The 25,814-nt window shown below is 53.8% G+C and carries 27 protein-coding genes; 3 read left to right on the plus strand and 24 right to left on the minus strand.

The genetic code is table 11. The annotated features are described in order from the left end of the window. Positions 1–8: 8 nt before the first annotated feature. Positions 9–1,730 (minus strand): biosynthetic-type acetolactate synthase large subunit, encoded by a 1,722-nt coding sequence (gene ilvB / locus ACDI13_RS03240; RefSeq protein WP_316988804.1) that lies wholly within the window; start codon positions 1,728–1,730, stop codon positions 9–11. Between the two features lie 439 nt (positions 1,731–2,169). On the opposite strand from ilvB, the gene ACDI13_RS03245 reads away from it, so the two are divergent. Beyond that, positions 2,170–4,455 carry an FUSC family membrane protein gene (locus ACDI13_RS03245; RefSeq protein ID WP_316988803.1) on the plus strand — a complete coding sequence of 762 codons (2,286 nt, stop codon included), beginning with the start codon at positions 2,170–2,172 and terminating at the stop codon, positions 4,453–4,455. A gap of 241 nt (positions 4,456–4,696) precedes the next feature. Here the strand turns inward: ACDI13_RS03245 and yaaA are convergent, their stop codons facing one another. Both yaaA and ACDI13_RS03255 read right to left on the minus strand, forming a co-directional pair. Beyond that, on the minus strand, positions 4,697–5,485 hold the full coding sequence (gene yaaA, locus ACDI13_RS03250; RefSeq protein WP_316988802.1) for a peroxide stress protein YaaA: 789 nt from the start codon (positions 5,483–5,485) through the stop codon (positions 4,697–4,699). 79 nt (positions 5,486–5,564) lie between these two features. After that, a complete protein-coding gene (locus ACDI13_RS03255) occupies positions 5,565–6,347 on the minus strand; it encodes a 3-hydroxybutyrate dehydrogenase (RefSeq protein WP_316988801.1) in 783 nt (260 codons plus the stop codon). 1,050 nt (positions 6,348–7,397) lie between these two features. On the opposite strand from ACDI13_RS03255, the gene ACDI13_RS03260 reads away from it, so the two are divergent. Continuing rightward, entirely contained in the window at positions 7,398–7,511 is a 114-nt protein-coding gene (locus ACDI13_RS03260; protein ID WP_372373080.1) for a hypothetical protein, read from the plus strand. Positions 7,512–7,691: 180 nt separating this feature from the next. Next, positions 7,692–7,862 (plus strand): DUF2158 domain-containing protein, encoded by a 171-nt coding sequence (locus tag ACDI13_RS03265; RefSeq protein WP_372372692.1) that lies wholly within the window; start codon positions 7,692–7,694, stop codon positions 7,860–7,862. Positions 7,863–7,942: 80 nt separating this feature from the next. Here ACDI13_RS03265 and ACDI13_RS03270 read toward each other — a convergent pair whose 3' ends face one another. From ACDI13_RS03270 to ACDI13_RS03370, 21 genes are all read right to left on the minus strand, one after another. Beyond that, positions 7,943–8,155 (minus strand): hypothetical protein, encoded by a 213-nt coding sequence (locus ACDI13_RS03270; RefSeq protein ID WP_316988800.1) that lies wholly within the window; start codon positions 8,153–8,155, stop codon positions 7,943–7,945. A gap of 155 nt (positions 8,156–8,310) precedes the next feature. Then, positions 8,311–8,883 carry a lysozyme gene (locus tag ACDI13_RS03275; RefSeq protein WP_316988799.1) on the minus strand — a complete coding sequence of 191 codons (573 nt, stop codon included), beginning with the start codon at positions 8,881–8,883 and terminating at the stop codon, positions 8,311–8,313. Position 8,884: 1 nt separating this feature from the next. Next, entirely contained in the window at positions 8,885–9,343 is a 459-nt protein-coding gene (locus ACDI13_RS03280; protein WP_316988798.1) for a hypothetical protein, read from the minus strand. Positions 9,344–9,428: 85 nt separating this feature from the next. After that, positions 9,429–10,226, minus strand: a complete 798-nt coding sequence (locus tag ACDI13_RS03285) for a hypothetical protein (protein ID WP_316988797.1) — start codon at positions 10,224–10,226, stop codon at positions 9,429–9,431. Between the two features lie 5 nt (positions 10,227–10,231). Next, positions 10,232–12,352, minus strand: a complete 2,121-nt coding sequence (locus tag ACDI13_RS03290; RefSeq protein WP_316988796.1) for a hypothetical protein — start codon at positions 12,350–12,352, stop codon at positions 10,232–10,234. Positions 12,353–12,408: 56 nt separating this feature from the next. Beyond that, the gene (locus ACDI13_RS03295; RefSeq protein WP_372372693.1) at positions 12,409–15,039 is read right to left on the minus strand and encodes a host specificity factor TipJ family phage tail protein; all 2,631 of its coding nucleotides are present in this window, start codon (positions 15,037–15,039) and stop codon (positions 12,409–12,411) included. A gap of 73 nt (positions 15,040–15,112) precedes the next feature. Continuing rightward, positions 15,113–15,403 (minus strand): hypothetical protein, encoded by a 291-nt coding sequence (locus ACDI13_RS03300; RefSeq protein ID WP_316988794.1) that lies wholly within the window; start codon positions 15,401–15,403, stop codon positions 15,113–15,115. A gap of 110 nt (positions 15,404–15,513) precedes the next feature. Further along, the gene (locus ACDI13_RS03305; RefSeq protein ID WP_316988793.1) at positions 15,514–15,996 is read right to left on the minus strand and encodes a DUF1833 family protein; all 483 of its coding nucleotides are present in this window, start codon (positions 15,994–15,996) and stop codon (positions 15,514–15,516) included. Beyond that, positions 15,993–16,460: a hypothetical protein gene (locus ACDI13_RS03310; RefSeq protein WP_316988792.1), complete on the minus strand. Its 468-nt coding sequence runs from the start codon at positions 16,458–16,460 to the stop codon at positions 15,993–15,995. The genes ACDI13_RS03305 and ACDI13_RS03310 overlap by 4 nt, the downstream gene beginning before the upstream one ends. Continuing rightward, positions 16,457–19,246, minus strand: coding sequence for a phage tail tape measure C-terminal domain-containing protein (locus tag ACDI13_RS03315; protein WP_316988791.1), 2,790 nt, complete (start codon positions 19,244–19,246; stop codon positions 16,457–16,459). The genes ACDI13_RS03310 and ACDI13_RS03315 overlap by 4 nt, the downstream gene beginning before the upstream one ends. A 56-nt stretch (positions 19,247–19,302) precedes the next feature. Continuing rightward, positions 19,303–19,653 carry a hypothetical protein gene (locus tag ACDI13_RS03320; protein WP_316988790.1) on the minus strand — a complete coding sequence of 117 codons (351 nt, stop codon included), beginning with the start codon at positions 19,651–19,653 and terminating at the stop codon, positions 19,303–19,305. A gap of 371 nt (positions 19,654–20,024) precedes the next feature. Continuing rightward, the gene (locus ACDI13_RS03325; protein ID WP_316988789.1) at positions 20,025–20,417 is read right to left on the minus strand and encodes a type II toxin-antitoxin system death-on-curing family toxin; all 393 of its coding nucleotides are present in this window, start codon (positions 20,415–20,417) and stop codon (positions 20,025–20,027) included. A gap of 2 nt (positions 20,418–20,419) precedes the next feature. Next, positions 20,420–20,596 carry a hypothetical protein gene (locus ACDI13_RS03330; RefSeq protein WP_316988788.1) on the minus strand — a complete coding sequence of 59 codons (177 nt, stop codon included), beginning with the start codon at positions 20,594–20,596 and terminating at the stop codon, positions 20,420–20,422. A gap of 492 nt (positions 20,597–21,088) precedes the next feature. Next, positions 21,089–21,505, minus strand: coding sequence for a hypothetical protein (locus tag ACDI13_RS03335; RefSeq protein WP_316988787.1), 417 nt, complete (start codon positions 21,503–21,505; stop codon positions 21,089–21,091). Between the two features lie 88 nt (positions 21,506–21,593). Then, on the minus strand, positions 21,594–22,316 hold the full coding sequence (locus ACDI13_RS03340) for a hypothetical protein (RefSeq protein WP_316988786.1): 723 nt from the start codon (positions 22,314–22,316) through the stop codon (positions 21,594–21,596). Positions 22,317–22,510: 194 nt separating this feature from the next. Next, positions 22,511–23,038, minus strand: a complete 528-nt coding sequence (locus ACDI13_RS03345; RefSeq protein ID WP_316988785.1) for a hypothetical protein — start codon at positions 23,036–23,038, stop codon at positions 22,511–22,513. After that, positions 23,035–23,391 carry a hypothetical protein gene (locus tag ACDI13_RS03350; RefSeq protein WP_316988784.1) on the minus strand — a complete coding sequence of 119 codons (357 nt, stop codon included), beginning with the start codon at positions 23,389–23,391 and terminating at the stop codon, positions 23,035–23,037. The genes ACDI13_RS03345 and ACDI13_RS03350 overlap by 4 nt, the downstream gene beginning before the upstream one ends. 53 nt (positions 23,392–23,444) lie before the next feature. Then, positions 23,445–23,603, minus strand: a complete 159-nt coding sequence (locus ACDI13_RS03355) for a hypothetical protein (RefSeq protein WP_316988783.1) — start codon at positions 23,601–23,603, stop codon at positions 23,445–23,447. Positions 23,604–23,954: 351 nt separating this feature from the next. Beyond that, positions 23,955–24,380 (minus strand): DUF4128 domain-containing protein, encoded by a 426-nt coding sequence (locus tag ACDI13_RS03360; RefSeq protein ID WP_316988782.1) that lies wholly within the window; start codon positions 24,378–24,380, stop codon positions 23,955–23,957. Continuing rightward, complete coding sequence (locus ACDI13_RS03365) at positions 24,377–24,838, minus strand: hypothetical protein (protein WP_316988781.1); 462 nt, start codon at positions 24,836–24,838, stop codon at positions 24,377–24,379. Before ACDI13_RS03365 ends, ACDI13_RS03360 begins: the two co-directional genes overlap by 4 nt. Beyond that, on the minus strand, positions 24,835–25,809 hold the full coding sequence (locus ACDI13_RS03370) for a hypothetical protein (RefSeq protein WP_316988780.1): 975 nt from the start codon (positions 25,807–25,809) through the stop codon (positions 24,835–24,837). The genes ACDI13_RS03365 and ACDI13_RS03370 overlap by 4 nt, the downstream gene beginning before the upstream one ends. Between the last annotated feature and the right edge of the window lie 5 nt (positions 25,810–25,814).

Genomic DNA, 25,814 nt, shown 5'->3' on the forward strand with positions numbered 1-25,814 from the left:
TTCTCTCCTTACAGATCGTCCGGGCCCAAAAGCATTTCTGTCAGGCCACGGCCTGCTTTCACCATCGGGAACACGTTTTCGGTTTGATCCGTGATGAAGTTCAGAAATACCAGGCGGTCTTTGTGCGTGGTGAAGGCTTCGCGAATCGCGGGAACCACATCGGCTGGCTTGTCGATCTCCAGACCTACGTGACCATAGCTTTCCACCAGTTTGACAAAGTCAGGCAGTGCATCCACGTAGGACTCGGAATAGCGCGAGCCGTAGTCGATTTGCTGCCACTGGCGCACCATGCCCAAATAACGATTGTTCAGGCAAAGAACCTTGGGGCTCAAGCGGTACTGTTTACACGTAGACAGTTCCTGGATGTTCATCTGGATGGAACCTTCACCGGTGATGACGGCCACATCCTGGCCAGGGTTGGCCATCTGCACACCCATTGCGTAAGGCAAGCCCACGCCCATCGTGCCCAGGCCGCCGGAGTTGATCCAGCGACGAGGCTTATTGAATTTGTAGTACTGCGCCGCCCACATCTGGTGCTGACCCACATCAGAAGTCACGAACGCGTTGCCGCCTGTCACTTCCCACAGGGATTCCACCACGTATTGCGGCTTGATCAGCTCGTCGGACTTGGCGTAGGCCAAGGAGTTCTTGCCCCGCCAGACATTGATCTGTTTCCACCAATCATTCAGGGAGGGCTGGTTCTGCGATTCCTGACGGCTTTGCGCATACAGCTCGTTGAGCTCAGTCAGCACGTCTTTGACACAGCCCACGATAGGCACATCAACTTTCACGCGCTTGGAAATCACGGAAGGATCAATATCGATATGAATGATCTTGCGTGGGTTCTGACCAAAGTGACGAGTATTACCGATCACGCGGTCATCGAACCGTGCACCGACTGCGACCAGAACGTCGCAATGCTGCATGGTCATATTGGCTTCGTAAGTACCGTGCATGCCAGGCATGCCGATATACTGGTCGGCCGTGCCAGGATAAGCGCCAAGCCCCATCAAGGTAGTCGTGCAAGGAGCACCGCTTAACTTGACCAGGTCATTGAGTTCGCTTTCCGCATTACCCAGCACTACGCCACCACCGACGTAAATCAGTGGACGCTCGGCGCTATTGAGAATCTGGACGGCTTTCTTGATCTGCCCCTGATGGCCTTTGGTCACAGGCGCGTAAGAGCGCATCTTGACCTCGCCACGCTTGGGCGTGTATTTGCACGTTGCGGTCGTAATATCTTTAGGGATATCAATCAATACAGGACCGGGACGGCCTGTCGTGGCAATGAAAAATGCCTTGCGAATGGTATCGGCCAAATCACGAACATCGCGCACCAGGAAGTTGTGCTTGACGCAAGGACGGGTGATACCGATGGCATCACATTCCTGGAAAGCATCTTCACCAATTGCCTGGGTGCTGACCTGTCCACTGATGATGACCATCGGAATGGAATCCAGGTAAGCGGTCGCAATACCGGTGACGGCATTGGTGACGCCCGGGCCACTGGTTACCAGTGCCACGCCAACTTTTTGAGACGAACGGGAATAGGCATCCGCAGCATGAACAGCAGCCTGTTCATGGCGCACAAGAATGTGCTGGAAGCGGTCCTGCTTGAAGATTGCGTCGTAGATATAGAGAACGGCACCACCCGGATAACCAAAAACGTGTTCCACGCCTTCGTCCGCGAGCGTGCGCACAACAATATCTGCGCCATTTAATTCAGACATGAGTTTTCCTTTCAGTCTTGCTCTGCAATATCGACTGACCACGACGGTCCGAGCTTGAACCGATGTCAGCAACATGATCTGGCGCTTCATGGCCCACGGGACCACACCACCCAGACACATTACCGTCCGGCCTGCACTCTTCGACACCCAGTGCGTGCACACAAAAACGTATGCGTTAGCTTGAAACGGAAGTCCTGGCATCCCACGCTTGTGACGCGGCCAGCAACAAAGTTTTTAGGCGCAAAAAACCGGGCGGATGGCCCGGTTAACAGTGCCTCGCTACAATTTGCTCGGATATGGAGCAAAAACACCTAGTTACTTTACCTTGACTGCACAAAGCGAGCAACTGTGATTGTTGGTAAAGTGCAAAAAACAGGCTTAAAGCGGGCATACGTAAAACGATATACTGTCTACCTATGACGAGCTGTCCGGGTATTTTATGGCATCGCCCATCCCACAATTAAAACAATTCCTGTATAGCCACTATTTTTTCGGTGGACTGCGTCAGTCCATCGGCGTGTTGTTGCCGGTCATTATTCTGGGCCGTTTCTTCGGTCACTATGATATTGGCGTCATTGCCTCCATGGGGGCCACCTGTGTGGCTATCATTGACCAACCCGGTGGCCCGCGCCGCTACCGCAACAATGAAATGCTCGGCGGCATTGCACTGGGCACGATTACTGTCGGCCTGACAGGCCTGGCCTCCAGTTCCCCCCTGCTACTGGTGCTGTGCGTCCCCTTTCTGTGCTTTCTGTACAGCATGTTCTCTGTCTTTGGCCGTCGCGGCGGGCTGATCGGCTTTGCCGCCCTGTTGCTGATGACCTTGACCATGCGCTTTCCGATGCAGCCTCACGAGGTGCTGGCCCATACGCTTTACTCCTTTGCCGGTGGCCTGTCCTACTACCTGTTCAGCACTCTGTTCCGACACCTGCTCTGGTATCGGGAAGAACGCCAAACACTGGCGGTCGCCCTGTTTGCCACAGCGGAATACATGGAAGCCCGCTCACAGTTCTATGACGCTGCCTCAGACCTGGACGCCTGCTATCGACGGCTGATCAATCTGCAATCCAATATGACCGAAAAGCACCAGGCAGCCCGCGATGTGGTGCTGCGTGAACTGCCACGCGGTTATGGACGGGGAGATCATCACCGCAAGGCACTGCTGACGATCTTTCTGAATATGGTCAGCATTCTGGACTCGCTGGTTGCCACCTACACCGACTACACGGTCTTGCGCCGCCAACTGTCCGACAGCGATTTCATGGTTTTTGCGCGTGATGGCTTACACAAGCTGTCGCTGGATATTGGCCGCATTGCCATGAATGTTTCACGCAGCGCCCGTACAACTCGTCGCTCCAGCGTCAAAGCAGAAATCCGCGCCATGGAATACGAGCTGGAGAAATACAAACGCCAGGGTATGTCCCAGTCCGACCCGGAAACATATGCACTATTAGTTCAGGTGCTGCGCCGCCTGCGTAACCTGAACCGGATCGTCGACCATATGGCCAGCCTGTCTCACCGGGCCAGCCAGAGTCTCCCTGTTGACCAGTATCTGAATAAATCGCTCAGCCGCATGCTGTCGCGCGAGGAACTACGTCTGGGCATGCTGACCAGCAACCTCAAAGTGAAGTCTTCGCACTTTCGCTATGCCGCACGGGTCAGCATTGCTTCCATGGTAGCCCTGGGTGTCGGCGCACTCAGCACTCACTTCCAAAGCGAATTGGGTTTGGTCAGCGCCCTGACCGCTCACAGTTACTGGATCATCCTGACGATTCTGGTCATCATGAAACCGGGCTTTGCCATTACCCGCCAGCGCAATGGCTGGCGTCTCTTTGGCACGGTGCTAGGCTGTGCGGCCGCTTTCCTGCTTTTGAAGCTGACCGACAACCGCGAGCTGTATCTGATCGCCATGCTACTGGCTTACCTCTTGGGCAACAGCCTGGTCCAACTGAACTTCCTGCTGTCGGCTCTGTTCAACACGATCTTTGTGATCCTGTCCTTCCAGTTCCTGTCCACGGGTGGCTCCTTCATTATTGGGGAGCGTCTGGTGGATACGCTGATTGGTTGCGGTATCGCCATGGCAGCCAGTTACTTACTGCCCAACTGGGAGTCCAGCGCCATGACAGGACTGGCTCGCGCGGCCTTGGCCGCAAACAAAGAGTTCTGGCGTGCCGGTCTGGAATTCGCTCGTTTGAGTCGTCTGCACAACCAGAGCCTCAAGAGCGGGCAGGATGACCAGCCCACGACGACAGAGGAGCAGAAGAAGCAAGTAGATCTGGACTTGATGGAGGCCGATACCGCCTGGCAGGTGGCGAACAAGAACGTACACATTGCCTTCAGCAACTTTGCCTCGGCCTTTTATCGCATGATGGATGAGCCCGTCAGCCGTCAAGCCAATGTATCTCTACTGAACAATCTGCTGATTCAGAACCATGTACTGGCCTCGCAGATCAGTGCCGCTGCTCCACTGCTGGCCAATTTGAGCCAGATTCCACCAGGCATACAAAATGCTTTGGATGCGATCGGCGCACTGATCAACGATCAGGACGCCGATCCGCCCGCTTCCATCGAAACCGAAGGCGAGCTGGCCATGCTGGCCTACCCGATACGTCAGATGAGCAAGGCTGCTCAGCTGATACGTCAAGACATGAGAGGTCTGGAATACAGCACTGGCCCGCAGTTGCCACCAGAGCGCAAGCAGGAACTGAAACAGCAGGGGGCTTGATGCCCTACCCAGCGTCCCGGCGGGGAAAGCGGCTGCCATCACCAGCTAATCCAACACATCAAGAACGCTGTGGGCATCACCAGGCAAGCCAAACATAAAACACGAGAGCAGCGGGCTACCCTGAGGCCAGAAAAGAAAAAGACAAGGTGCAATACATGCCCTTGCCTTTCTTCATCAAGCCTGCGCAGTCGTAGATCAGCTAAAAAACGACTTCTGCGCTACAAGCCATCAAGCCAAACGCTTACCCGGCCTTGGCATCCTGCTCGGAACGACGGAACACCAGCTTGTCCTCGCTGGATAGCTCTGGCTGAAATACATAGCCTTCACGATCAAATGCTTTCAAACCCTCAACGGTCTGTACACGTTTATCGATCACAAAGCGCGCCATCAAGCCACGGGCTTTCTTGGCGTAAAAGCTGATGATCTTCCAGACACCGTTTTTCTCATCCTGGAATACACATTGCACCACACGGGCACGCAAGGCTTTCTGATCCACCGCCTTGAAATATTCTTCAGAAGCCAGGTTCAAGACAACAGGCTTGGTGTCACCCTCCTGGCGCTCGTTCAGGTAATTAGCAATGCGGCTGCCCCAGTAAGCGTACAAATTCGCACCACCGGGGTTCTTCAAACGCGTGCCCATTTCCAGACGGTAAGGACGCATCAAATCCAAGGGACGCAAAGCACCATACAGACCACTAAGAATCACGATGTGATCCTGGGCCCACTTGAGCTCCTTGTCCGACAAGTCCGTAGCAGCCATGCCTTCATACACATCACCATTGAAAGCCAGAATGGCCTGACGGGCGTTGGAGCGATCGAACTTGGGCTCCCATTCCTGGTAACGCTGAACGTTCAAGCGAGCCAGATCGTCGCTTAGCTTCATCAAACCAGCGATATCCTCTTCAGACTGAGTGCGCAAAATATCAATCAAGCCTTGCGCCTGCTCCACAAACAGCGGCTGAGTCTCCAGCTCCGTGCGTACAGGGGAGTCGTAATCCAGCTTTTTTGCTGGCGAGAGCAATAACAACATGCGCCTATATCCTTTCTATCCAAACAGATAAAGGGCCAAGCCCCTTATCTGCTATTCACACAATACGATCTAACAGCAATTAGCGAGCCGTCCAGCCACCATCCAGACTGAGCGTCGTCCCTGTCATTTGATCTGCGGCGGCAGACGACAGGAATACGGCAGCGCCACCCAACTGCTCGGGAGTCACAAACTGCAGGGAAGGTTGTTTCTCAGCCAACAGCTCACGAGCGGCAGCTTCAATATCAATCCCTTTTTGCTGGCTGATAGCTTCGATTTGTTTTTCGACCAAGGGAGTACGTACCCAGCCCGGGCAGATTGCGTTGCACGTAATCCCCTTGCCAGCATTTTCCAGTGCAGTCACTTTGGTCAGGCCCACCACACCGTGCTTGGCAGCCACATAAGCAGATTTATTCGCCGAGGCCACCAGACCGTGGGCCGAGGCAATATTGATAATGCGCCCCCAGCCCTGCTTTTGCATGAAGGGCAAGGCAGCCGCTGTGCCGTGGAATACCGCCGACAGGTTCAAGGCAATAATGGCATTCCATTTATCGACGGGGAACTCTTCGATGGGTGCCGTGTACTGGATGCCAGCATTATTAACCAGAATATCCAGCCCCCCCAGCGCCTCTTGCGCCTTGGCAATAAAGTCGCGCGTGGCCTGTGCGTCGCTCAAGTCTGCATTCAGATAATAGGCTTTGACACCAAACTTGGACTCCAGCGTGCTGCGCTCACGCTCGATATCTTCAGGCTGACCAAAACCATTGATCACCACATCTGCACCTGCTTTTGCCAATTCGGTGGCCATGGCCAGACCGATACCACTGGTCGATCCTGTGACGACCGCTTTTTTACCTTTCAGCATAGATACCTCGTGAGTATGGACAACAGAGAACTGAAACCCCAAGTGTACTCGCCGCCCCCACTGCCGGGAAATCCAATGGGATCCTTTTGTCCAGAATCATCAAGGCCCCCAGAGCACAGCCAAATACCATCGGACCCCGTGTTAGCGCATTACCGATATATTTTCTGCCTACGCTGGAAAAAGTCGGCCATGCAAAATATTACGAGTGAATTTTCCAGACATCGGCTATTACTGACACTTTTACCTTAACGTACTCATGTGACAAAACGGCAAACAAACCAAAAGCAAAGAACAGACTGATCAGACCGGCGGAAAACAAAAAAGCCCTTGAGTAATCAAGGGCTTTCAAAATCTTAGGTGGCGGACAGGGTGGGATTCGAACCCACGGTACGCTTGCACGTACGCCTGATTTCGAGTCTTGCCGCATATAAACCAAAGCAAACAAAACCCTTATTTATCAATACCCTCCGTCGCTATCCGATTTTTCTTTGATATGAATTACCTTGGTCTTGTGCCTCTTATGGTCACAAAAAAGTCACACCACGATATATATAGCCCGCAATAGTACGGGCTTTTTTGCGCCTGGAAAATGGCTAACTCTCCCAGCATGCTCCGTTGAAGCTTTGCCACGCGCCATCTATTAATGTTTTATACGGAACACCCTTCTCTTTTAAAAGCTTCAGCAAGCTCTTGGCGTTATGGGGTGCCACATCTAGATAAATCATGACGCCAGGTGATTTAACGCTGGGCGTACACGGCCCATTAGTGTTACCGATTAGTGACACATAGGTGGGGGTTAGATGGGCTGAGTGAATCTCAAAGTGCAATGCTGTCTCCATTATTAGTATTGTGATAAACCTCCCCACAAAGACCTTGTAGGACCACGCGGAAATTTAGCACAACATTTCAAATGAAATAATTTTCTGGATAATTTATTTCCCCATCGGCATACTGATGCCTCTACTTACTTGCGGAGGCTCTATGAGCACGTTCAGGATCGGAGATGTTGTCCAACTGAGAAGCGGTGGTCCAGAAATGACGGTTATTGACATGAATCAAAAAGGCGAAAACGTAAAGTGCGTGTGGTTCATGATTGACAACAGGTCCAGGACTCAGTCATTTCCCGCCGCCTCTCTTATGGCGGTAGAGACAGTGAACCCCTGAATAGACCGCCTCCGGGCGGTTTTCTACGTTTTGGCGCTTTTGATAAGTCAGGAAACAAAGCCATGCAAACAAACTACCTTTGTGGTCATTTTTAATTTTATTTGACCTATGACAAATCACCGTTTGTTCTTTCGGCCTATAAACTTATGACACTAACCTTCATTCCACTGGTAGAGCGCCATGACAGATCAGATTGCCCCCGGAAACATCGTCACCTTAAAAAGTGGCAGCCCTAAGCTGACAGTTGAGGTAGTTACCTCCGATCAGAAAGCAAGCGTCTCGTGGTTCACGGGCGGCGAGTATAATCTAATGACAATTCCAGTCACCGCCCTGGTGTTAGCACAGGATTAGTCAGAACAATGAGATATCAACCGCCTCCAGGCGGTTTTTTTCGGTCAAGATCTGCCACGGGCATAAGCAGGCGGTTGTTGCTATTTCCGGCACAGCCGCACCCAAATCTCAGCCTCTGTTTCCACGTAGCGCAGCACCCGAATAGGCGTAGTGTCGATTTCAGCATCAGAGCGCCACTGGAACGGGCGCTGAGCAGCAGCGCAGTAATTACCGCCCTGCTGTGTGGCGCATCCGCTTACGAGCGCGATCACGCACAGCATCATCGTCCATGCGCTCAATCGTTTCAGCTGCATCTCTCGATACCTCCACGGCGGCTATGTCCGCTTTTTCCTGTTTCCGTTCCGCCTGCGCCCTGCCCTGGCGCCGCCCTACCTGTAGCAGCGCCAGAGCGGCGATGATCAGGCCGCTCAGCAGGCCCAGCCAGCCTGCGACTCGGTTCCATAACGCCTTAAACAATGGCCGCTCCTATCTTGATAGCCTCCGCCCCAGATGCGCCCAAGAAACGAGCACGATCAGCAGCACGTCGACGGCGCAGGCCCAGCAGGACTTTGCCACCTGACTTGTTCCAGCGCGGGAACTGTTCCGCAGCCCCGGCTTGATCACCGGCATTGAACAGGCGCAACAAAGTAGAGCCTTGAAATGCCGAGACGCCGATGTTGTATGCAAGGTCCACCATGGCATCGAGCTGCGCCTGATTTGCTGGACGAGTCAGCACGTTCAGAACACCAGGCACGAACTCGCGGGCCAGCCGACGCCGTAATCGTTCGTCGGCCTCGGCCTGGGTGATGCGCAGGCCTTCCACCACGTCTGGACCAGTGTCACCCCAGCCGATGGTCCAGACTTTGCCGTCAGCATCCCAATAGGCTTCCAGCTCACAGCTCTCGAAATACCGCAGGATGGCCAGGCCGTCGGCAGACATGCCGGCAGGCTTCGACTCGACCGGTGCCGGCGCGGACTCCACTTTCTGCGGACGGAAAAAAAGGGCCAGCAGGCCCAGGATCGCATCAATCAATTTCTGCATTTCACTTCCCCAAAACCTTCATCTTCATTTCAGCAATCCAGTTCGGAATGCCCTGCTCCTGCATCCGCTGCGCCCAACGCACCCAGGCGCCCAACACCCACCAGGCCGGAAGCCCTGCTATCAGCATGCACGGACCCATCACGTAGAACAGGCCCATAAGATTGTGTAGATCCTCCGCAACACCGGTATGGGCGGCCACCTGCACAGCTTGCGCCAATAAGCCCGGCTGCCAGGTGATCACCCAAATAGTCAGCAGCGGCCCCAGAATGAATGAGCTCAACACCGTACATGTTGTACGACTGATGAACTCGCGCACTGTCCTGGGTGGCATGATCAGCATGCCGATAAGCGCAGCAATCGCTGCTGGCGCCCCAAAGGCGATGGCCACCTTCACCGCTGCCCAACCTGCACCAGCTCCGCTTGTTGGTTCCACTTCCTTCCCCTTTAAAACGGTCGGCATGGCTGTCTCCCGTGATGCGCCGCAAAAGCAGCAGACGTAAAAAAAACCGCTCATGCGGCTCAGTAATCCACAGCAGCAGAGGCTGTTAAACAATCGCGTACTTGGTCTTCAGAAACTCTTCAATTCGATACCTATCAGCTTCGTGCTGCTTTCTGGACAGATCAACACTGAGCGCGCCATGCATCCCATAAGTTACTGGACCAGTCGGAACATCCGTAGAAGTTTGGTGATAAAACCGCAAGCGACCCGCTTCAAACATGCTAGGAGAAAGCGGTGTCTTGTCGTCAGGATTACTGAAGACTTTCCGACCATTGATGTACCCAGCGGTGCCCAACTCGGTGGAGAAGGTGAACATGCAAAGCACAGAGTCAGAAGCACCGGCAAGAGGGCCCATCGCGCCATTCAACGGGATTCGATAATTGAATGGCGCGGCAGGAATTTTGTCGTGTAATGCGATTGCATTACTGGAGGTCGCGAATATTAATAGCCCCGTTTCACCTTCCACAGGATTGGTAACAGGACGAACCAAATACGACGCCACACCAGCATTGGTTGCCCGGCGCTTAAGCACCAAAAAGATGGAGAATTCGTTAGGATTCAGATCGAAGTCCGAAGACGCCATACTGGCGGAGTTGAATCCGTTGCTTGAGAATGCTGGTGCGCCGTTGTCGAATTGCCGATCCTCATAAGCTTGCGGGCCGAGCAGAAAATTCTTCGGCAAAGCGCGGTTTCGATATCCGTGTCCTGAAGGAGATTTGTAGCTTGGGTCCACGAGCATTGTCCAACCGGGAATCGAGCCCAGAGCGCGGCCTTCTGGCGTGACTTCCAAAGTACCCAATTCGGAGTTCGGAACGTTCAAACCGGTTTGTTCATAGCGAATCATTTCAATCACCCATTAAGTTCAATTTGTTGGTGTACAGCCCAGTTCTTCATGGGCCTTCCGTTGTGGATGCTTTGTTCTTCAGAAGAGTCACAAATGTTGCCGCGAGGCATTCTGGCTTGTGTGCGCGGATTAGTCTGCGGCTTCAACGCATAGTCCAACCGCTCTTGGCTTCCAGAAGGATCTACCGCGAGCTCAATAGAAACACTCTCCCCGTCCGAATTAACTGCGACACTGGTGATTGGAATTTGCCCGGTCGAATCGAAAAAACGGAAGCCGAAGTCTTCGTGCTCTTGGACGGTAGAGATGTCTATCTGTAAGGGCTTAACAGGAACATCGAATAAAACCTGCACAGTGCGCCCGGAGCGAGTAGCGGAGAGCATCTGCAAGACTTTCGCTTTGCCGTTGGCGGCCCAAAGCGACCCCTTCCAGGCCCGCGCCATGTAAGCACCCACGTGAGCGTAGCCCGGCCCCTTCATGTGCAGAAGGTCTGTGTAATAGTCGTTTGCTCCGATCGCGTAATCCGGACAAGCCAAGTGAAACAGCGGATTTTCATTGTGCAGCTCAAGCATGGCCAAGGCCGCACGCGGCGTAGCTGTCGTGAACGTTGATGGCTGAGACAGGATGAAGTGAACCTCAGAGAATTGACCTGTGATTTGCCGCACGTCCGAACTTATGTCGCTGCGCCACTCCAATAGAGCATCTTTATAAGTTGTACTTCCGGAGTCCGCCTCTCCGTGTTTGCAAACAACCGCGTCCACAACAATTTTCCAACCTTGCTCGTCTGCCAACGCCTTTGCTTTCCGCAGGGCGATCAACATATTTTCGTAAATCTGATTGCCCTTCTTCAAACCTGCATACGCCGTCCCGCCCACCCCAGCGGTATAGCTCAAAGACTTGAATTGCGCCCCGATCGCTTGCGATTCAAAAGCTAATGTGTTGGCCATAGTTTCGATGACAGTCTCCCCACGCGGGCCGGACGCAGCACGGCGTGCAACCAATGGCTCGAATCCAACAAGAGTGCCTGGATCCAGTGGTTGTGCAGGCTGTCCGCTGGACGTGGTATCCCCCATACGAATATCGCTATAAACGGAAGAGGTGAACATCAACACACTTTCAGGGAAGAGCGCCTGGGTCGAGATCATTGACTCTTCAGAGTTCGCCCCGACCAAAAGCGACTGCCCCACACCGATGATTACATGCAACGTCTTCGAGTTGTCGGGGATAAGCAAGCCGGAACCGGGAGAGACGGAGACTGTCGTTTTCTCACTCAAACCTGGAACGCTCACAATTGCGCGAACGCGATTGCCGGAAGCTGGAAACACGCCGCTCACAACCAGGCCAGAAAGGTCTGCACAAAATACGTCTTCTGCCCCTACTGCGCGTAGATTTGAATCGTCCATATAAGGCAACAGTTCCGGCTCTGGCCCTCCTTCTTGATCCGGAATTGTCAAGCCAGACACGCTCAAATTCCCTTCCGTATCCCAACCCAAGATGATCTCCAGGTTGGTGCCCACGACGACCTGGACAAAATCATTTACGTCGCCGTTGTGAAACTCAAACATCGATGTCGTTGCAACTTGGCTGAGAAGATCAGCCAAGACATGACCATGCAGATCAATTGCAAAGTATCCAGGGAAGGCAGAATCATCATTGTAGAATTCCCAGGTGCCACGCCCGCTCGCAGTCAGTGCAATAGGCAGGGCTTTGATTGCGTCCTTGACCGCTGTCGCATTGGGATAAGTGTCGATATAGATGGCTTGGCCAGCCTCGACCTTATACAAATCCAGAAAGCCTCCGAGCTCTTCGGAAGGAACAGAGGCAAAATGGCCTTGCGGCACCGGATCAAATCCGTCTCCACCATTGACGATCGTGTTCGTGTCCGGATAAACACCCGCCGCCAAACTGGCTGCTGCGGCTGCCGCCTCGGCTCGCTCTGCTGCCCCCACAGCCTCCTGCACCAGCCCCGTTGGATCGACAGCGGATTTCAATGTCGGTCTGACAACCCCGAGCCTGTCTTCCCACGTGCTCTCCTGACTATTTACTGCTTTATCTAAATTCTGGGAGTTGTCGTACAGATCCTTGGGGTTTGCGCTCCCGATCGGGTTGCCGGTTTTGTATGTCGTCATTTCAAACGCCCATAAAAAAACCCGCCGAAGCGGGTTGATTGATGCTGGTGCCGGAGTTAATCCGGCGGATTGTTGTTGTCATCGGCGTACACTCGCACGTCGTAATTTGCTGCTGTCACATCCGTAGCGTCGGTGCCACGAGCCTGGATGTTTGTGATCAGAACTGGCTTTATCCAGTCTGCCGTCAGGCCAAAGTAAATGTGCGGCAACTCCTGTTTCAGACTGACCTCTGGCCAAGGCTGCGGAATGTTCGCGATGATCGAAAAGTCGTCAGGCCCTGGAAACGCCACAAACGGACCAACAAACTTGCCCTCTGGTGCTCGATACCCCACAGAATGCGGTGCACCAGTAGCCCAGCGCAAAGGTTCACTGATGCGCAGCAGTGCGCCACCAGAGGCAGGTTGAATATCGGTCAGCAAGCCCATCTGCGCATTGCCTGGCTCATCGTCAAACAGCGGCACATAAGACAGGTACTCACTGTTGAATGCATCCATTTCTGTGCCAAAGCTGTACTCACGATTTCTATAGGCCTGCTCCCGACGTCGGCGCATACCGATTCGCCAAGCCCGGACTCGGTCCGTCACGCCATCGAGTTTTAACTTTTCCAGCTTGAATCCCTGATCCCCTGGTAGCAGGCACTTCACCGTCATGGACGTCCAGGTTTCCGCGTCGATGTACTCGACTTCCACCCCATCCGGGTCCATAGGCTTGCGAGGACTCACGCTTTCACGCAACGGCTTCGTCATGTTCAGGGGTGAGTAGCTTTGCTCGAACTGCGTGCGCACATCATCGCGAACCGGGCGAATCAGGCCACGCGACACAGTCAGCTCTGAAAACCCGGCTCGGAAAGCAAGTTTCAGAGCGTCTTGGGCTGTTGTGAGGTCATACACATGGTCGAGCGTTTCTCCTCGGGCCTTCCAAATTGCATCCAATCGCTGCAGCTCGTCGGCATCCAGATTCAAGTCTGAGTACCCGATCGAACCGGTGATATAGCGCGCAAACGCAGAGATGTCCCGCGTCGGTTGCGGTGCAGACCAGGTGCCGTCCCACTGCAAAACCGGAAGCATTCGCGTAGCCACCACATTGATCTGATTTTCCGACTGCGCACCCAGGCGTCCACCGACTCGCAGCTTGGCCGCCATGGTGGTCCAGCGCGGGTAGTTTGTTCGTGTCCGCAGACGGCTTTTCAGGCCATACCACTGGATGGTGTCTTTGACCTGCGTAGACGTAGCACTGGCGCCCACCCGTCGCACCCGCACAGACGGCCGCATTTGCGGGACACTGATCGACTCGGTAATACCGATTTGGTCCAGCGTCCAGTTTTCGTACCATTTGCTGATCGTCGTGCGCGGGCCGCCATCTGCATTGCGGTACTGAATTTCGATGCCCAGCCCTTGAGTGGTCACATCACCATTGTCTCGTATGTACCCCAGCCCATTCGGAAAGAAGAAGTCGATCTCTATAGCGGTTGTTGTCTCTTTACCAGGCGTGGCTACAAACTCGCTACTCCACTCCCCATAAACCGTGCCGCCGTTGAATGTCACAACTGCACCGCTTGTGGTAACTGTCGGAAAACCGAGCCACGTCGAGTCATTTTGCCCGAATTGAGTTAAACGCCATACAACAATGTGATCAGAAGAGTATTGCTGGATAGACCAACGCGCTGGAAACTTCCATGCAAATGTAATGGTGTAGCTTCCCGGCTCCAGGCCGTTGTACCACTCTCCTTGGGTCTGAGGGTCCTCCGGATCGGGTGGCGGAAAGCGCAGTTCAATCCATCCTGCTCCCTGCGGATCAAGGTCTGAATTAGCAACTAGCAACTCCAACCCCAAGCCACCATTCACAGCCACAGTCACGTCTCTGCCAGCAAGTGGCATCAGGTGCTTAAACTCACCGTAAAAACGGTTCCGCTGTGGCTGACCGATCGTAGGCTCAGTACGCGTGACCGCATAGACAAGCGGCAACGTAATATTGACGATGGTGCCCGCACCCCAGCCAGGAGGGAACTCGCTCTCGGAAGAACGCCAGATATAACTTCCATCGAACGAGTAACTTACTGGCTGAGTGTTCTCCCGGTTTGCCATTTCCGTAGACATCTCCAGGCCTGCCGTGCCCGAAGATGTGCCGCCAACTGCGGGCACTGTATGCCAATGCTCATGAGTGGACGTTCCCGACAGATCTGCACCTGGACCGTAGATTGCATAAGACCCGTCAGCACCCAGAGCAGAAAACGGTGTATCCCCTACTTTCACGTCTGCGTCATGTATCTGATACTGTCCAGGCCCGATACATGCGTGGAACTCCAGCCACTGCTCGCGCCAATTCACGAAACGTCGGCGCGGTGGCGTCAGGTAATCAGGGAAGCGACGAAACCGACCTGCAAGCTCAGGCACAACATCACCCAGCTTGGGCTGATTGGCCTTTGCTGAAGTTGTTTCGAGCCGCTGTCCTTGTTCCGGGGAGCCGTAGTTCTGACTGCCGCTCTTTGGCATCAGCCATCCAAAGGCAAAGTTGAAGATGCTGCCCAGTAACTTGCCCAAGCCCGAGAACAAGCCGCCATGCTGAATCAAGCGCATTCCCACGTCATCATCAGCAGCCAGATGACGATCCGCCCATTCCAGCATCGGCAATGGCTTGCCATTGACCGTTACATGCGACTTGGGCAGCTCAGCCAGCGTATACGTCAAGCCTTTAGACGCAAAAAAACCGGCTAAAGTGCCGGTCCATTCGTGCGTCTCGCAGGGCTGCTCACACGTCCCGCTAAGAAATACTCTGATCGTCATAAAAAACAACCCGCGTATAGCGGGCCTCAAAAGCGTTGATCTTGGTAAGCGTGGGGCCTGTGCCAGCATCCGTCTCCAGCACCCAGAGTCTGCCGTCAGCCTCTACGACCAACCCAACATGGACGCAAAGCCGCGCGCGCCAGCCGGTAGCAATGGCTCCAGACCTGGGCTGCACTTCTTTGAACCCGCCCTGCTCCCGCACTTCCCCGGCCGCAGCGGTCAGGCCTGCTTTATCATCCGGGTCCGTCTCCGAGTAGCTAGGCAGCATGGGCCTGCCGAACAGCGAGGCTCTCGCCAGTCTGACGAGGCCCCAGCAGTCCAATTCCGGTGCCTCCCGGCCAAACGGCTTGTACCGCGTACGCAGAAAGTCATCAATCGTCATAGCCACTGAATCCCCGGTGCTGTCTCTGCCGTGTAGCGCTCTCGCGGCCAAGCGGTATTCAGCAAGTCGTAGTAACTGGCCTCAGCCACAAACGTGCCGTTCTCAAACTGCCCGCTCAACACAGTCATGACATACGGCCGCTCTGCCGGTGCCGTAATGTCGCTTGCCAAGTACGTCCTGCTTGTCAGCGTCACCATCTGTCCGGATTCGAGCATGGCATCGACAATAGGCCGAATGCGGCCATTGGCCCCGGCAATACCAAACCGCAGTGTCTGCTGACCAGAGGCGTTACGCGACGGCAGCGACAGCTCGACGGCTGCGGCTTCAAACAGCACCAACTGGCCGTCCACTCCTAACATTCGATCTTCATAGCCTTGAACGATCCGCACCGGCGTCACGCCCGGCGCAGAAACCTCAAGCGTATAAAGCAGCATCGAATCGGTCGGGGCGCTGGCATACACAATCTCTAAGGCGCTCATGCTTCTGGCCACTCCCGATTAAGTGCAATATCGATAATGCTCGCCCCCAGCACGAACTCGGGAAACTCGCCCCAGCCTTGCGGCATGAGGGGTCGCTCCCAAATTTCCAGAGTCGCGCCAACCCGCCAAGCACACATACCCACTGGATCAGGGCCTGTATACATAGAGACGAAGCGGCAAACATAGTGCTGTTCACCTACGGGCGTTTTAAGCGGCGAGTTAAACCACTCAGCTCCGTCTTTAATAGCGTCCCGAAACCAAGCCTCAAACAGCGCAGCCTCGTTATCGCCATTGAAAATCCAGTTCACATTGACCGTTGTAGGGACCGAGCTGAATCGCCTGCGTTGGCGTGCTCGGCCATCCTCCATCTGCGTTCGCTGAAAGGGCTGAGTGTGTTTTATCCCGTAGCCATCGCGGACGGGCCAAGGCAGCCCCTCGGGGTAGTTAATATCTGTGTGAATCATGCCCCTACCCTTCGTACATTGCTAACGGACTGCAGCGCGTCAAAGGTTCTACCGCCTTGCAGGAAATCCCGTGACACTACGCGGACAATCAGCTCTTCATCGGTTGATCCCCGCTCTTCTGTCACCTGCGCCCCCTGGAACTCGCTGCCCATCAATTGAACTACGACGCGTGGCTCGGACTTGGAGGACGACCCGGCTTGACCGTCAAACGCACGACCAGCACGCTGACGCGCATCAATCCGCTCCAGCACCGAGTCCAGTCGGGCGCTCGTCTTGGCTGTAGTGACCCGCTCCCCCTTTTCCAGCAGCCATGTCCCGGTCTGTGGGACAGAATCAATACCGTCGTGGGCCATACCTGCCATGGCAGTCATGCTGATAGCCGTTGCTAATGGCGTAGCTACTGCCAATGCCGCCCCCATCGCAGCAGGCGCCGCTGCCGGCCCAACAACGGGGATCGCAGCGGTACTGGCAAAGGCGGCCAGACCTGCCTGCAAGGCAGTTGCATGCGCATTAGCCGATATAGCCATGGCACTGGATGCCTGAGTGGTTTTGCCAACAATCAATTGCACGGCCTGATAAGCCAGCCATTGGGCCGCCATTTGAGCCAAAGCATTGACAACCGCCCTCGCCATGCCCTGGGCCACGTTACGCATAGCGTCGCCAAGGTTCTCGGAATCGAAAACCATTTTCTCGAAGGCATTACCGAATCCGGAAGAAAAGCTGTTCAGCATTCCGGTAAAGATTGCTTCGGTCTGGCCTGCGATATCCTGAGCTTTGGTGGCGAAGTTATCCCATGCCCGAGACATGCCATTTGTCCAATCAGCCTCGGCTATGGCTCGCGCTTCGGCTGATTGTTGCAGGCCGGCGAGCTTCTGCTCCTCGAACTGCTGGAATAAATCAAGGCGGTACTGATACTGCTCCTGAGTAAGCGCCGTTTCCTTAACCTGCTGGGCCATCTCCAGATCAAGACGTTTCTGCGCGTACTCCTGACGGATCGCAAGGTCAGCCTGGGCCAATTCACGCTGACGATCACCCATCCCAACGCCAGCCGAATCCAGATTCAGCTTTTGCTGGAACACGTCCATTTCCTGCTGGAAAGCCAAATACTGACGACTCGAATCAATCGCCGCCTGCATGGCCTTCTCTGTTTCATTCCAGGCTTGGATCTGGTCATACAGCGTCAAGGCTCGTTTACGGTCTGTCTCCGAGCCCTTGGCCATCTCAATTTCATACCGGGCGGCCTGCTCAGCGGTCATGCCTAGAGTGGCGTGCTGCAATTGCAACTGCTTCACTATGTTGGCAAGCTCAGAACTCTTCCCGCTTCCCTTTTTCTTATCATCATCGCCAAAGGTCAGCTTTCGCAGCCAGTCAGCTGCTTTGTCCCCTGCCTCTTGCGCGCCCTTAACAAATGCGCCGATTGAGTCACGGCCCATGATCTCAGCGAGTTTTTTGTTTCGCTCGGCAACTGAAGCTCCCAATAGCTTTTCATAGGGATTGGCTATTTCGCTGACCCCCAAGCTCTCGCCAATACTGCCGATATCCACGCCAGGAATACTATTTAACAACCCAATAAGGCCGTTAACACCTTTAATCGCCGCTTGGACAAGTTTGTTTATCGCTCTAATTGCAATATTCACACCGCCAATAACGGCGGCACCCATCATGTTTCCAAAGTTATTCCAAACAAACTTAATGTCCTCGTAAGCGGCAACAAACGAGTTGATGACATAGTTCGCCGCGTCCTTAATGATGCCTATCACGTCAACGCCGACCGCTTTCTTGACCGCGTCGCGGAACACGTAAAGCGCGGTCACGGCAGCCGCAAACCCAGCAACAAAGACCACGGCGGGATTTGCCAACGCAAACGCAGCGGCAGCCGTCAGAGCCGCTTTTCCTGCGCTCAATAGCGCAGTGGTCACTGAGGCAATGCCGCTTAGAATCGTAGGGGCGTATAAAACTGCCAGACCAGCAGCAGCAACAGCCGCGTATGGCGCAATTACTTCAACAACATCGGCCAAACCCTTAAGGGCGTACTTGCCGGCCTTTGCCCAATCGACAGCCTGAATTAACGCAGACGCAAGCACGGTCAACCCGATCGATGCGGCGGTAACAGGGCCGAGCAAAGACTTAAAGGCCGCGGCAAACACGCCAGTCGCTGATGCTCCCCGGCTCATTGCAGCCTCCATCTGACCGGCAATCTGAGTGCCCTGTTGCAGCCCGATGATCAGGGGGTTCATGCCCATAGCGGCGGTAACGCCGATGTCCTGGAATTGGGCCGCAAGACCAGACATGCTATTACCCATTGACTGATAATTAATGCTGGCCGCGTTTGCCTGACTGGTCGATTGCTGGAACCGAGAATTAAGAGTTGTCAATGCTGCGGCATGCTCCCTTGCGTCAATGGCTCCAACGCGATGGGCGCGATTCAGCTCATCAAGCTCTTTCTCATATGCTTTTGATGCCGCGAATAAGGGATTGTATTTTGCTCGCAGCCGGTCTAGCTCAGTGCCGAATGCTTGAATGTCATTATTACGAATCTCATAATCAGACAGCTTCGATACTTGCTGGGCCAGATACTGCGCCTCCCTAGCCGCTCTGGCTGCAATCGCCTGAAATCCATTTACGGATTGAGCTGCATCAGAGAAAGCGCGGCGGCTGCCAACGCCGAACGCATCAACAGATTTTTCGGCTACCTCTGCTGTTTTTTGCAATTTTCCTAAAGACGTAGTGGCAGACTCAATGCTCTCCACGCCTTCGACTTTAAGCCCAAGCGCGGCAACTTCCATTTGGCTCACCCATAAAAAAAGGCCACCGGAGTGACCTTGTGAAATTCAAACTCGATTTAACTCAGCTTTTCTAGCAATCTACTTGCCTCTTCTAGGCATGCCCTCTGTTCACGCGCAACAATCTTCACTCCAGCCGTTTCCTCTGGGTTCGTAGCCACGACATCTCCTGCTTTTTTGTACATCTGAACTGCCTGGGCTGTTTTCATAACCGCTGGCGCATCGCACTCCACACCCTCTGCTGTAACAAAATACTTACCCACGCCGTTCTCGCGCGTCTTAATCCCTACGGCCTCTGCAATTTCGCTTTCATTCCAAACTTTGCCTGCCGTAGCTGCCGGCTTAACGTCATCGTTCCCACACCCAACCAGCACCATTGAAAATAAGCCAACTAAAAAAGCTGCTTTCATCCCCACCTCCGCTTTATCAATGCAGAGATAGTACCCAACGGGAAAAGCCCGCGCTAGGCGGGCCAATAAGAATCGATCTCGGGAGAACCCAAACGGAGCATCTTTAAGCAACCCTGATAAAACAACCAACAGGATTTGTGAGTAGCTTAAAGATACTCACAAAGAGTGACTCTAGTTAAGCAGATAAATAACAACAGACCCGATTTAATCGGGCCTGTCGGCCTTTCCTCTTCAGCTCAACGGAGACTCATAAAGCCCCTGACGAACAGCCTCTATATCTCCAAAAAAATAGCCACTGAAATGCGGCTTTTCTTTTGGGCAAAGAAAAAGCCCTCTTTACGAGGGCCTCCTTCCATCAACCTGCAATGTCTTCATGGGGCCATTCTGCCGCCTTGCTCCCAAAGCACACTCAGAATAGATGCAAACTCTTCAAACTCAATCGTACCGGACGCAACATCCACCATTATTTCCTCCAATACTTGCGCTTGAGAAATAAATATTCCCTGCTGATACAGGTACGTCAAAGCGCAGGTTAAACCGGTTCGTTTATTGCCATCGTTAAAAACGTGGCCCCGCGCTATCGTTACAGCATACAGAGACGCTATGGCAAAAACGTCGTTGATATCCTGGTACTCAATGTGGTTATCAATGCGATTGAGGGCTGATTCAATCGCGCCTCGACCACCACTAGCATTCCCAGGCAAACCACCAAACTCTATGATTATCTGGTCATGAATGGTGATTACATAATCAACATCCAGCATTATCAGCGATCACGCAGTGCCTTGAGCACCTTCCAGTGCTCGGCTATAACCTTGTGAGCAGCCTGTTTGGTCTCGGCCTTCTGACGCTCTACGCCTACGTTCATGGCAGTTTTCGGTGCGATCATAGCCCGTTGCTTCAGCACAACACCATGAACACTCTTGCCGACAACAATAGACATACTAAGCTCCTTTAGTCCAGTAACTCTCTACATGCGCTATTTCTACCAGCCAGTAGTTAGAGCTATTCCCATGGAATACTTAGTTTACTCAAAGCAGACCAAAATACCTACTAGGGATACGGCCAAGATAGCAAATTCCGCGACAACAGATCGCTCACCGCTTTAGCATGTCGCGCGTGAAAGTCTTACTTTCCCCTCCCTGGTGCGAGAGATAGGCATCATCCATAGCGCGAATGATGCCTGCGAATGCCGATACATCAGTGATATTCAGGGACTGCGCATACGCCTGAATCGCGGTCCAAGGCACAGGACCCGACGCCATACCCACCTGCCTGTCTGTGGAAAGCTCCCAGAAAGCCTGCCAGTAACTCCATTCGACATCATGAAGCTCAGGCGGTATCAGGCTTTCCGGGATGTCTTGGCCGAAACGCTCATAATCCTCAATGGTTTTCTTTGCGTTCGGGTTATCAAGGCTCCAGCGCAGGCGGGCAATCAGTTTTTTGTGGCTTCCTCCGCAAACAGGTTGGCATCAGCATCTACTCGCTGAGCAGCCAGCAGGACTATACCGGCAAAACGCTCACCGTTCCGCGAAGTGATGAACTTGGTAGCCAGTTCAGGGGTGTAAGGCAAATCCTTGCCACCGTCTTTCAAGCCACGCCAACCCTTAAGCACTACTTCTGCAAGGGTTTCGCGCATCGCTTTGGACAACTGCTCTTCATTCAATGGCTTGCCTCGATTCTTCAAGCGCAGTGCCGTCTGTTTCTGTGTAAGCGCCTTCTGGGCATCTTTCGAGCCAATGCCACACACCAGAAACTCAACGCCGGGCGCACCGTCCAGATCTCCGACCCACGTACCAGTGTCAATTACATTCAGGGCCTCGTCAGTCAAGACCAGTTCATTGATATCCATGTTTGTAATTCCTATATCGGTTCTGGTTCGTTAAGCGGGGCTGACAGGTGAACCAAGCCTGCCCGCCCCTAACCGCTAGAGCGGGTTCTTAGATTTCAACAATATTTGAGTCAACAGCGATCGACCACGCACGTAAATGCGCGGCAGTTGCATCACCGCCTTGGCGAGCACCTGGCAAGGCGAGGCCGTAGAACATATCAGTCATACCAGCAGGCGGTGCCGATACGGTATGCGTACCAGATCCAGCGGCAGTCGTTTCAATGCCGGTTGTGGCGTCCGGAGTAGCGGCAACAGAAAAAGCGTTAGCCGTCATGCCATCGGCAATGACGTAATAGACCTTCCCTGCCTCCAAGCCAGAGGGCAGTGCACCGCCTTCATTGCTGAACACAACAGGCTGACCGGCCTCTAAACCATGGCTTGGCCATGTGACTACAGCCGGATCTGCAACGCTGATCGCCACATCAGAGGACGGCATGCAATCCGCACCCCATTCAATTTTCCAGGCGTACGGAACGCAGTCTGCAATAGCCGCCTTGAACTTGATCTGGCCGGGGTCCAAGGCCATAGGGACGAAAGAGTTTTCCATCGTGCCGCCATTCAAAGTGGTCTTGAACTTGCGCACACGCTTCTCATTGATCAATGCCTGTTCTCCGACCTCTTGCGTATCGCCGATTGCACCTGCATTGGCCCAGCCGCCGATTTCTGTCCAGGTGGTGTCCGCAAAGTCGGCCGCAGTAACAGTTCCCTTGGCGGTTACACGTCCGCCGATATACAGCTTTGACCCGGATACCGGGTAAAGTCCACCGCTCATGGGTTTCTCCAATAAAAAAGCCCCGCTGATTTAGCGAGGCCAGAAAAAGAAAACCCGGCGCTTGGCCGGGTGAGTTGAGATGTAACGCCCAAGTGATGGGCGATAAAAAAGCCCTCATCAAGAGGGCTTTTTTCAGGGTCGCGCTTTAAATAAACACCTATCAGATCATGCCAATAACAAAGGCTTGCTTACACTTAAACAGCAATCCCATTATCAGATTTAAACTGATTACGTTTTTGAGCAACGAGCACCGAGGAATCGATAAGTTTTTGAATTTTCTTGATAAATGCCAGAGTAAAAAATACTGGAATCACCAAAAGAGCCCAAGACATAGAGTTCCAAGCAAGAATTCGGTCAGCCTCCTTTGAGATATCCTTTCTCTTTCCCACAAGAAAATCGTCTGAATTTTCTCGAATCCAGGTGGATTTCTCTCCAATTTTTTGGCGGAGTTTAGAGTCATTTCTCAAAAAATGTCGAAACCTAGACATATTCCAGATTGTGTACCTGGGTATGTTGGCAACTAATGCATTTGTAGAATCATACAAGTGGGTGCATACGTCTTTACTCTCTTTTGTACGCCCTTGATAATTCTTTAACTCGACGGCAATGCTAAGCAATTTTTGCCTAGCAATCATATGCTCAGTCGGAGCTAAAATTCCATCAATAATAAAATGCAAAATCGCCAGGAAAAATAAAGCAATAACCAGATAGCCTAGTATCATTTTGCTCTCCTTTGATTCTTTAAGCCGAGCCTCAACGTCTCAATTTCCGTTGTAAGCTCTCTTCTAATTCGTTGAACGTGAAAATACCAACCAAAAACAACAATCACGAACAACAAGTAGCCGACTAGAGAGAGTCCTGATAGCGATGAAACTATCCATTTAATTAAAGGCACCATTTCATCAGTTGGCACCTTAGCGATCATAAGCAACACAACCGCACCGAACACGGCGAAGGGGAATTGCCCTCGGTTGATGGATGTAATAAAAACATCCCTAACGGCCTGCGCCACGCTAACTTTGGCTGCTGCCGGAGCCCTAGGAACCTTCGGAACACTCTGTTTGGGTGCGCTCACAACCGCCTGATCCTTAAACCGAATTTACACTAAGCATCCCTTCGCCACAAGCTTCAAGATGCGCCATGAGGCGTGATAAGACCATAAATATCCCCGCCAAGCAACCATCGTCGCATCAGCAATCTCCACGCAAAGGCAGCCGCACTGGCCCATTTATTGCCATCCTTGTCTATCAGGCGGATGGTTTGGTTTTGGAACATCAGTTCTTTCATCGTTTTGTTCTCCGAAAAGAAAAGGGCCGCCCGCAATGGGCAGCCCCGGACTTTTCAAAGCTCTTCCACCCTCTCGGGCTCGGTGTCTACCGATTTAAGGCTGCTTGGAAGCGTTTGCCCGAAGATACGGGCATAAAAAAACCGCCTTGATGGCGGCTATTCTTTATTCGCGGCTGCTTTCGCCCGCTCCGGTTCTCTGGCGAGTTCCTGCCCACCCGTTTTCGGTTTCAGGCCCACCATCTCGGCTGCGCCTTTAGCCACATGGCCGGCAGCCTCACCTATTTTTCCCTTCACCCAAGCATCACGCGCCAGCTTTCGCCGGGCCTCACAATCTGCGCACATCGTTCTCTCCTATGCAAAGCACTGCCATGGGACACGGACCGGAACAGTCCAGAACCCGTTATCTTCATAGCCCTCTTGGACGTGGGGATAGTCAGTCACTGACACACACACCCCGCCGTAGGTCATTTGCGTGCCGTCACGAAAATGATCCGCTACCGTCCCCGCGATCTGGTCGTAGGCTGAAACGTCCTGGCCAAGCGGATAAACCAGAGTGATGATCACAGCCCCCGTGCGCCGATGCGGCTTGCCTGGCGCGATCATTTGCCGGACTGGCGCCACAGTGACACGTCCTACCCGCAAGTAAGGCTGAGGCAGTCCAGCGGCATGCGGTACCTCAAAAGTCTGGCCCGGCCAAGCCTTGGCATAAGCCATGGGCAGCGACTCTATCCGGCCCTTTAAAGCCAGCCAGATTGCTGTTTCGGTTCTTGCGCTCATTTGCTCTTCGCCTCGACCGCTGATTGCAGCTCCGCCACAGCCTTGGCCACGATCTGCTGCCAGTTCGCAATAGCCCCTTCAACAAAGTAGGAACCTGCTTGGTTATAAATGCGGCCTAGTGAATCTGCGCCGACAAACCCGTAATTCTGCCGCCGAGCGTAGATAGCTTGGTAGCCAATCCAGACGGACTGACCAAGCTCAAGAGTGGCGGTAACCGCCCCCACATCTTGATCTTTAAGAAATACCGCAGCGCCCTCTGCTCCTTGTGGCATACCTTGCGTAGAAGCCATAAGCGACCGCGCCAAGTTCCCTGTCTGAAAAGGCAGGCGCCCACCATTTGGTTTGGTTTCCCTCATTTCATCAGCAAGCAGCTCAATCGAGCGTCTGTGAGTTGCTTCAAGCCTCTTCTCGCTTTGTGCAGCCCAGGCTGACACTGTTGCAGCAAATGAATTGCTCATTCCAGCCCCACAGAATGATCCAGGCGGTATGTGGTGTCACAGCCGCATGAAATAACGTGTTTTGCTCCGCCGGCCGGATCGTGTGCGTGCTGCATACTCGTTCCATCAGGGAACACAAAGGGCGTATCCAATCCTCGGACCGACTGACCAGACATAGCCACATGATCTGGGCGGCTCTCTTTGGTTGCGCCGCGCCGATGATGCCAAGTCTTGATAATTGCGCTCTTGTCCAGCCCCTTTGAGTGCGCTAGCTGCTGCCACTGCTCGTCCCGAGCCGACATAACGGCATTAGCTGTCTCAGTAGATGCCACCGTATCGGCTCTGGATTTCAACAGCGCGTTACTGTACTGCCGCTCACTAATCAAACGATCAGCCTCTGGCACCGCCGTACCAGCCTTGTATGCCCGGATGATGCGCTGCTCGGTCGTGGCGTTCACCTTGTACCGGAGCGCCAGCTTGCCGTCCTGTCGTGCAATCACCAAATCCCGCACACCATCTGCGGAGCGCATGCCCTGCGTGACAGCCTGCAATCGTGCCGCACGGGGAGCATCCAGCCCCAGCACGCCGCCAGCGCGTGACCCACCTTGCACTCGACCCGCCAGATCGACTGCGATATTGCGCGGCCCTTGGCCTATGCCGAACCCTGCCTCAATGACCATGCGGGCCACTTGGGTCTGCTCTTCGGAGAAGCCCACGACGCGATTGGCGACGTTCTGGCGTATCCATTCCTGTGCGCCAGGGTTTGTCATGCGGAACCGAGTACCTATGCTACCCAGACCCTGCGCCTGGATCTGCGCTGCCGTGGATGCGCCAGCAAGTGCATACGCCTGCGTCATCTTGGATGAATACTCATCCCAGGCCGCTTCATTGATATTGAGCGCCAATATTGCACCCTCGATATCCGTTCTGGTCAGCGCATCCAGCAAAGCCCGCCAATCGACCTGGGCTTGGAGGTCAGTGACGCTGGCCATGAACG

It is taken from the genome of Alcaligenes faecalis (genome assembly GCF_041521385.1).
In the GTDB taxonomy this organism is placed as follows: Bacteria; Pseudomonadota; Gammaproteobacteria; order Burkholderiales; family Burkholderiaceae_B; genus Alcaligenes; species Alcaligenes faecalis_E.

Bases quoted from the DNA above. Each gene is read 5' to 3' on its own strand.
- ACDI13_RS03335 (WP_316988787.1), bottom strand. From the start codon at position 21,505: ATGGATATCAATGAACTGGTCTTGACTGACGAGGCCCTGAATGTAATT.
- ACDI13_RS03355 (WP_316988783.1), bottom strand. From the start codon at position 23,603: ATGAAAGAACTGATGTTCCAAAACCAAACCATCCGCCTGATAGACAAG.
- yaaA (WP_316988802.1), bottom strand. From the start codon at position 5,485: ATGTTGTTATTGCTCTCGCCAGCAAAAAAGCTGGATTACGACTCCCCT.
- ACDI13_RS03320 (WP_316988790.1), bottom strand. From the start codon at position 19,653: ATGAAAGCAGCTTTTTTAGTTGGCTTATTTTCAATGGTGCTGGTTGGG.
- ACDI13_RS03340 (WP_316988786.1), bottom strand. From the start codon at position 22,316: ATGAGCGGTGGACTTTACCCGGTATCCGGGTCAAAGCTGTATATCGGC.
- ilvB (WP_316988804.1), bottom strand. From the start codon at position 1,730: ATGTCTGAATTAAATGGCGCAGATATTGTTGTGCGCACGCTCGCGGAC.
- ACDI13_RS03315 (WP_316988791.1), bottom strand. From the start codon at position 19,246: ATGGAAGTTGCCGCGCTTGGGCTTAAAGTCGAAGGCGTGGAGAGCATT.
- ACDI13_RS03365 (WP_316988781.1), bottom strand. From the start codon at position 24,838: ATGAGCAATTCATTTGCTGCAACAGTGTCAGCCTGGGCTGCACAAAGC.
- ACDI13_RS03310 (WP_316988792.1), bottom strand. From the start codon at position 16,460: ATGATTCACACAGATATTAACTACCCCGAGGGGCTGCCTTGGCCCGTC.
- ACDI13_RS03265 (WP_372372692.1), top strand. From the start codon at position 7,692: ATGACAGATCAGATTGCCCCCGGAAACATCGTCACCTTAAAAAGTGGC.
- ACDI13_RS03280 (WP_316988798.1), bottom strand. From the start codon at position 9,343: ATGCCGACCGTTTTAAAGGGGAAGGAAGTGGAACCAACAAGCGGAGCT.
- ACDI13_RS03275 (WP_316988799.1), bottom strand. From the start codon at position 8,883: ATGCAGAAATTGATTGATGCGATCCTGGGCCTGCTGGCCCTTTTTTTC.
- ACDI13_RS03345 (WP_316988785.1), bottom strand. From the start codon at position 23,038: ATGATACTAGGCTATCTGGTTATTGCTTTATTTTTCCTGGCGATTTTG.
- ACDI13_RS03255 (WP_316988801.1), bottom strand. From the start codon at position 6,347: ATGCTGAAAGGTAAAAAAGCGGTCGTCACAGGATCGACCAGTGGTATC.
- ACDI13_RS03300 (WP_316988794.1), bottom strand. From the start codon at position 15,403: ATGCTGCCTAGCTACTCGGAGACGGACCCGGATGATAAAGCAGGCCTG.
- ACDI13_RS03285 (WP_316988797.1), bottom strand. From the start codon at position 10,226: ATGATTCGCTATGAACAAACCGGTTTGAACGTTCCGAACTCCGAATTG.
- ACDI13_RS03290 (WP_316988796.1), bottom strand. From the start codon at position 12,352: ATGACGACATACAAAACCGGCAACCCGATCGGGAGCGCAAACCCCAAG.
- ACDI13_RS03270 (WP_316988800.1), bottom strand. From the start codon at position 8,155: ATGCAGCTGAAACGATTGAGCGCATGGACGATGATGCTGTGCGTGATC.
- ACDI13_RS03360 (WP_316988782.1), bottom strand. From the start codon at position 24,380: ATGAGCGCAAGAACCGAAACAGCAATCTGGCTGGCTTTAAAGGGCCGG.
- ACDI13_RS03260 (WP_372373080.1), top strand. From the start codon at position 7,398: ATGAATCAAAAAGGCGAAAACGTAAAGTGCGTGTGGTTCATGATTGAC.
- ACDI13_RS03325 (WP_316988789.1), bottom strand. From the start codon at position 20,417: ATGCTGGATGTTGATTATGTAATCACCATTCATGACCAGATAATCATA.
- ACDI13_RS03330 (WP_316988788.1), bottom strand. From the start codon at position 20,596: ATGTCTATTGTTGTCGGCAAGAGTGTTCATGGTGTTGTGCTGAAGCAA.
- ACDI13_RS03245 (WP_316988803.1), top strand. From the start codon at position 2,170: ATGGCATCGCCCATCCCACAATTAAAACAATTCCTGTATAGCCACTAT.
- ACDI13_RS03370 (WP_316988780.1), bottom strand. From the start codon at position 25,809: ATGGCCAGCGTCACTGACCTCCAAGCCCAGGTCGATTGGCGGGCTTTG.
- ACDI13_RS03305 (WP_316988793.1), bottom strand. From the start codon at position 15,996: ATGAGCGCCTTAGAGATTGTGTATGCCAGCGCCCCGACCGATTCGATG.